This is a genomic window from Pseudacidovorax sp. RU35E (genome assembly GCF_900156165.1).
Lineage (GTDB): Bacteria > Pseudomonadota > Gammaproteobacteria > Burkholderiales > Burkholderiaceae_C > Xenophilus.
Window position 1 is genome coordinate 21160 of record NZ_FTMY01000023.1, and the last position, 6785, is coordinate 27944.

The window sequence follows — 6785 nt, forward strand, 5'->3', positions numbered from 1 at the left end:
GTGCACCAGTAGCGTGCTACCCGAGGGTAGAAATGGTGCGGCGGCGGCTGTCACCCGGGTGATAGAAAAGCGATTCCCCAGAGGGGAATCGCGGGGCTTTCCCCTAGCGAGCGCGCAAAGAAGCACTGTACGCTCGTGCAAGTTCCGGCACCCGGGACACCACACAGGAGACATGCCTTGAAGACCTCTTTCCAACTGACCGCCGCCGCCTGCGTCCTGGCCTTCGGCAGCAGCGCTTTTGCCCAGCAGGGCGAGACCGTGAAGATCGCCTGGCTCGACCCGCTGTCCGGCCTGATGGCGGCGGTGGGCACGAACCAGCTCAAGACCTTCCAGTTCCTGGCCGAGGAGTTCAACAAGAAGAACGCCGCCGGCGTGAAGTTCGAGATCATCGGCATCGACAACAAGCTGAGCCCCCAGGAAACCACCGCAGCCCTGCGATCCGCCATGGACCAGGGTGCGCGCTACGTGGTGCAGGGCAACGGCTCCGGCCCCGCCCTGGCCATCATGGACGCGCTGGAAAAGCACAACGCGCGCAATCCCGGCAAGGAAGTGGTCTACATCAACTATGCCGCGGTGGACCCCGATCTCACCAACAGCAAGTGCAGCTACTGGCACTTCCGCCTGGATGCCGACACCTCCATGAAGATGGAGGCGCTGACCACCTACATGAAGGACCAGGCCGAGATCAAGAAGGTCTACCTGATCAATCAGAACTATTCGCACGGCCAGCAGGTCAGCAAGTTCGCCAAGGAGAACCTGGCGCGCAAGCGGCCCGACGTGCAGATCGTGGGGGACGACCTGCATCCGCTCGCGCAGGTGCGCGACTTTGCACCCTACATCGCCAAGATCAAGCAGTCGGGCGCCGACACCGTGATCACCGGCAACTGGGGCTCCGACCTGGCGCTGCTGATCAAGGCGGGCAACGACGCCGGTCTCAACGTCAAGTACTACACCTACTATGCCGTCACCAGCGGCACGCCCACGGCGATGGGCGCCGCCTCCGACGGCAAGGTCTACCAGGTGGGCTACAGCCACTACAACGCCGAGGGCCCCATCAAGCCGCTGACCGACGCGTACAAGAAGAAGTTCAACGACGACATGTACACGACCGTGATCTACACGGCTTTCTCCATGCTGACCGACGCCTTCGTCAAGACCAAGTCGACCGACCCGGTCAAGGTCGCGGCCGCCATGGAGGGCATGAAGTTCAAGAGCTTCAACGGCGACGTCGAGATGCGCAAGACCGACCACCAACTGCAGCAGGGCCTGTGGATCACACGTTGGGAAAAGGCCAGCGCCAAGTACCCCTACAGCCCGGAGAACACGGGCTACACGCTGGCGCCCGTCAAGTACTACGAGCCCTACGTGGCCAGCACGCCGACCAGCTGCCAGATGAAGCGGCCTTCCTGATACCTTCGGGTAGCACGGGCCGCGCCGGCATGACGCCTGCCGGCCCGGATGCGGCCCCCTCCGCTGCCCGCCGGCGCCCTGCGCCGGCCATGCTCACCGCGCCCACCGGAGATCGACTCCGGTTTCTGGGCCGGATGTTTTCCTGAGGCTCGACGACAGTGGAATTCTTTCTCATCTCCCTTCTGAACGGCGTGAGCTACGGGCTGCTGCTCTTCATGCTCAGCTCCGGCCTGACCCTCATCTTCAGCATGATGGGGGTGCTCAATTTCGCGCACACCAGCTTCTACATGTTGGGTGCCTATTTCGCCTACACGCTCTCTGGCGTGCTGGGTTTCTGGCCGGCGCTGTTCGTCGCGCCGCTGCTCGTGGGTGCGCTCGGCGCCGCCTTCGAGCGCTACAGCCTGCGCCGGGTCCACAAGTTCGGCCACGTGCCCGAACTGCTGGTCACCTTCGGCTTGTCCTATCTGATTCTCGAAGTGGTGCAGCTGGTGTGGGGCCGCTCCACCGTGCCCTACGGCCTGCCGACGGCCTTGCAAGGGCCGCTGTTCACGCTCTACGGCACGCAGTTCCCCAAGTCGCGTTCCTTCATCATGCTGGTCGCGCTGCTGATGCTGCTGGCCGTCTGGCTGCTGCTCACCCGCACGCGCATCGGCCTGGTGATCCAGGCCGCGCTGAAGCATCCGGAGATGGTCGAGGCACTCGGCCACAACGTGCCGCGGGTGTTCATGCTCGTGTTCGGCGGTGGCGCCGCGCTGGCCGGCCTGGCGGGCGTGATCGGCGGCAACACCTACGTCACCGAGCCGGCCATGGCTGCCTCGGTGGGCTCCATCATCTTCGTGGTGGTGGTGGTCGGTGGCATGGGCTCACTCGCCGGCGCATTCCTGGCCTCGCTGTTGATCGGCATCGTCCAGACCTTTGCCGTCGCACTGGACCAGTCCATGGCCTCGGGCCTGCGCGCCTTGGGCATGGCCGTGACCGACCAGACCTTCGGCTATCCACTGCTCAAGCTCACCATCTCGCAGGTGGCGCCGATCCTGCCGTACCTCTTCCTGGTGCTGATCCTGATCTTCCGGCCCAAGGGCCTGCTCGGAACCCGCGAGGACTGATCGATGAGTGCCCTTCCCATGACTTCGCCGACCACCTACTACCGCTTCAAGCCGCTGAACCTGGGCCGCATCCTCGTGTGGGGCCTGTTCGCACTCGCGCTGATCGTGGCACCGCTGGTGTTCACCAGCAGCCTGGCGCTGACGATGCTCTCGCAGATCGGCTACCTGATCATCATCTGCCTGTCGTACAACATCCTGCTGGGCCAGGGCGGCATGCTGAGCTTCGGCCATGCCGTGTACACCGGGCTGGGTTCCTTCATCGCGGTGCATGCGATGAACATGGCCTCCAAGGGCCAGATCCCGATGCCGCTGGTGCTGATCCCGATCGTGGCCGGTTTCGCCGGTGCCTTCTTCGCGGCGCTGTTCGGCTTCGTCACCACCAAGAAGTCGGGCACCACCTTCGCCATGATCACGCTGGGCATCGGCGAGCTGGTGGCGGCCATGTCGCTGATGTTCCCGGGCTTCTTCGGCGGGGAGGGCGGCATCACCACCGATCGCGTGTACGGCAAGTTCCTGATGTGGAACTTCGGCCCGCAGATCCAGGTGTACTACCTGATCGCCGTCTACTGCTTCGTCTGCACGGCACTGATGTTCGCCTTCACGGGCACGCCGTTGGGCCGCATGCTCAATGCGGTGCGCGACAACCCCGAGCGTGTCGAGTTCGTGGGCTACAACACGCAGCGCGTTCGCTACCTCTCGTTCATCATCGCGGGCTTCTTCGCCGGCATTGGGGGCGGTCTGGCGGCCATCAACTTCGAGATCGTCAACGCGTCGGACAGCCTGTCCACGATCCGTTCGGGCGGCTACCTGCTGTTCACCTTCCTGGGGGGCGCGACCTTCTTCTTCGGTCCGATCATCGGCGCGGTGCTGCTGGTGTTCGCCTCGATCCTGCTGTCGGAGCTGAGTAAGGCCTGGCTGCTGTACCTGGGCCTGGTGTTCCTGTTCATGGTGATGTTCGCGCCAGGCGGCGTGGCCAGCCTGATCATGATGAACGTGCGCGTGGCGCGCTTCGGCAAGCTGGGCCGCTTCAAGTGGCTCTATGTCGGCCTGGCGGCCACGGGGGCACTGATGGCGGCCGGTTTCGCCGGCATCGTCGAGATGCTCTACCACATGCAGCTCAACGCGGCCCTTGGCCCGACGGTGCGCTTCTTCGGCATTGGGCTGGACACCTCCTCGGCCGCGCACTGGGCGCTGGTCGGCGCCGTGGCGCTGGTCGGTCTGGCGTTGTTCGACCAGGTCCGTCGCCGCTTCGCGCGGCGGTGGGGCCAGGCACAGGAGGAGATCGAGGCGCAGATCAAGCGGCAGGAGATGGCTGCATGACAGGACTTCACATGACGACCCGACATCCAATGGCCTGCGTGGAGTGCCGAGCATGAGCAACAGCGAATACGCGATCGAACTGAAGGACCTGCGCAAGAGCTTCGGCCGCACCGAGATCATCCGTGGTGCCAACCTGGCGGTGCGCGCCGGCGAACGCATCGCCGTCATCGGTCCCAACGGTGCGGGCAAGTCCACGCTGTTCAACCTGATCAGCGGCCGCCTGCATCCCACCAGCGGCGAGGTGCTGCTGCACGGCGAGCGCATCAATGGTCTGCCGCCGTACGAGATCAACCGCAAGGGGCTGTCGCGCAGCTTCCAGATCACCAACATCTTCCCCAAGCTGTCGGTGTTCGAGAACCTGCGCTGCGGCGTGCTGTGGAGCCTGGGCTACCGCTACACCTTCTTGCGCTTCCTGTCGCGCCTGGACGATGCGAACGAGCGCACCGAGGTGCTGCTGCGCCAGGTCGGGCTGGAGCGCAAGCGCGACGTGCTGGCTGTCAACCTGACCTATGCCGAGCAGCGCGCGCTCGAGATCGGCGTGACCATCGCCGGCGGTGCCAGCGTGATCCTGCTGGACGAGCCCACGGCTGGCATGAGCAAGACCGAGACCACGCACTTCATCAACCTCATCAAGGAAGTGACCGTCGGCAAGACGCTGCTCACGGTGGAGCACGACATGGGGGTGGTCTTCGGCCTGGCCGACAAGATCGCGGTGGTGGTGTATGGCGAGGTGATCGCCTTCGACACGCCCGAGGCCGTGCGCGCCAACGCGCGCGTGCAGGAGGCCTACCTGGGTTCGCCGGTGGCCGACGAACAAGGAGGACACTGAGATGACGCTCAAGGTCGAAGACCTGCACGCCTACTACGGCAAGAGCCATGTGTTGCATGGCGTCTCTTTCGCCATCCAGCCGGGCGAGATCGTCGCGCTGCTGGGGCGCAACGGCTCGGGCCGCTCCACCACGGCCAAGGCCATCATGGGGCTGGTGCACGGCGAGGGCGCGGTGCACTGGAAGGGCCAGAACATCCTGCGCCGCAAGGCCTACGAGATCGCACACCTGGGGATCGGCTACGTGCCGGAGAACCGCGACATCTTCCCCAAGCTCACCGTACACCAGAACCTGATGCTGGGCCAGAAGGGCGCCGGCAAGGGCAGCCGCTGGGGCTTCGACGACATGTACCAGATGTTCCCGCGCCTCAAGGAGCGCCAGCACACAGAGGCCGGCGTGCTCTCGGGCGGCGAGCAGCAGATGCTGACCCTTTGCCGCACGCTGATGGGCGACCCCGAACTCATCATCATCGATGAGCCCACCGAGGGGCTGGCGCCCAAGATCGTCGAGCTGGTGGGCCAGTACCTGCGCACGCTCAAGGACAAGGGCGTCTCGGTGCTGCTGATCGAGCAGAAGCTCACCATCGCCATGCACATCTCCGACCGGGCGCTGGTGATGGGCCATGGCAGCATCGTCTACGACGGCACGCCCGATGGCCTGCGCGCCGACGCCAATATCCGCAAGGAATGGCTGGAGGTCTGAACCCTTCATTCAAGGGCCTTGGCCCTGCCGAAAGTGGGGGCGCGAGCCCCTTCTTTTTTGCCTTCGCGTGGCCGTGGGTGCAAGCTCGCGGCTGTTTGTCCCGGGAGCGACTGGCAGCGGTTGTCGCGCCATCCGATCTGCCTAGAATGCCCCGAAAAGAACACTCGTGCTTTTTTAGGAGACAACAGCGCACGCCGGGCTCGCCGGCGACCTGCGCATGGCTCCGAACGCTCCCTCATCGCAACCCAAGGAACGCAGCATGACGGCTGAATACAAAGTCCACGGCGACGTGGCCGTGATCACCATGAGCAACCCGCCGGTCAACGGCCTGGGTTATGCCACGCGGGTCGGCATCACCGATGGCCTGGCCAAGGCCCTGGCCGATTCGGCCGTCAAGGCCGTGGTGATCACCGGCGCGGGCAAGGCCTTCTCCGGCGGCGCGGACATCAAGGAGTTCGGCTCGCCCAAGGCGCTGGCTGAGCCCAACCTGCTGTCGGTGATCCTGGCGCTCGAAGCCTCGACCAAGCCGCTGGTGGCCGCCATCCATTCGGTCTGCATGGGTGGTGGGCTGGAACTGGCCCTGGGCTGCCACTACCGCGTGACCGCGCCCGGCACCAATGTGGCGCTGCCCGAGGTCAAGCTGGGCCTGATCCCCGGTGCCGGCGGTACGCAGCGCCTGCCGCGCGTGCTGGGCGTCGAGGCGGCCCTCAACATGATCGTGAGCGGCGAGCCGGTCAAGAGCGAGCGCCTGGCCGGCCTGCCGGGCCAGAAGCTGTTCGACAAGATGGCCGGTTCGGCCGAGTCGGTGCTCGAAGAAGCCATCGCCTTCGCCCGCGACGTGGCCGCCAAGGGCGGTGACCTGCCGCTGGTGCGCAACCTGCCATGCCGCCATCCGCAGGGCGATGCCTACTTCCAGTTCGCCAAGAACATGGTGGGCGGCATGTCGAAGAACTATCCCGCGCCGCTCAAGTGCGTGGAGGCCGTGCAGGCTGCCACCAAGATGAAGTTCGACGACGGCATGGCCTTCGAGCGCCAGAACTTCATCGCCCTGATGTTCACGCCGGAGTCGGCCGCCCTGCGTCACCTTTTCATGGCCGAGCGCGCCGCCGGCAAGATCGCCGACGTGCCGGACGACACGCCGCAACGCGCCATCAAGACGGTGGGCGTGATCGGCGCCGGCACCATGGGAGGCGGCATCAGCATGAACTTCCTGAACGCCGGCATCCCGGTGACCATGCTGGAGATGAAGCAGGACGCGCTGGACCGCGGCGTCGCCACCATCCGCAAGAACTACGAGGCCCAGGTCAAGAAGGGCAAGCTCAAGGCCGAGAAGTACGAGGAGCGCATGGCGCTGCTCAAGACCACGCTGAGCTACGACGACCTGAAGGACTGCGACCTCATCATCGAGGCCGTGTTCGAG

General features: G+C 65.2%; 6 protein-coding genes. All 6 read left to right on the forward strand.

The features are described 5' to 3' along the window. Positions 1 to 177: 177 nt before the first annotated feature. The gene (locus tag BXA03_RS26150; RefSeq protein WP_076512108.1) at positions 178 to 1410 is read left to right on the forward strand and encodes a branched-chain amino acid ABC transporter substrate-binding protein; all 1233 of its coding nucleotides are present in this window, start codon (positions 178 to 180) and stop codon (positions 1408 to 1410) included. A gap of 158 nt (positions 1411 to 1568) precedes the next feature. Further along, complete coding sequence (locus tag BXA03_RS26155; RefSeq protein ID WP_076512109.1) at positions 1569 to 2516, forward strand: branched-chain amino acid ABC transporter permease; 948 nt, start codon at positions 1569 to 1571, stop codon at positions 2514 to 2516. A gap of 3 nt (positions 2517 to 2519) precedes the next feature. After that, positions 2520 to 3836: a branched-chain amino acid ABC transporter permease gene (locus BXA03_RS26160; protein WP_076512110.1), complete on the forward strand. Its 1317-nt coding sequence runs from the start codon at positions 2520 to 2522 to the stop codon at positions 3834 to 3836. A 52-nt stretch (positions 3837 to 3888) separates the two neighbouring features. Further along, on the forward strand, positions 3889 to 4665 hold the full coding sequence (locus BXA03_RS26165) for an ABC transporter ATP-binding protein (protein ID WP_076512111.1): 777 nt from the start codon (positions 3889 to 3891) through the stop codon (positions 4663 to 4665). Position 4666: 1 nt separating this feature from the next. Then, complete coding sequence (locus BXA03_RS26170) at positions 4667 to 5365, forward strand: ABC transporter ATP-binding protein (protein WP_076512112.1); 699 nt, start codon at positions 4667 to 4669, stop codon at positions 5363 to 5365. Positions 5366 to 5624: 259 nt separating this feature from the next. After that, positions 5625 to 6785 (forward strand): enoyl-CoA hydratase-related protein (locus BXA03_RS26175; RefSeq protein WP_200803441.1); only part of this gene is annotated, 1161 nt, incomplete at its 3' end.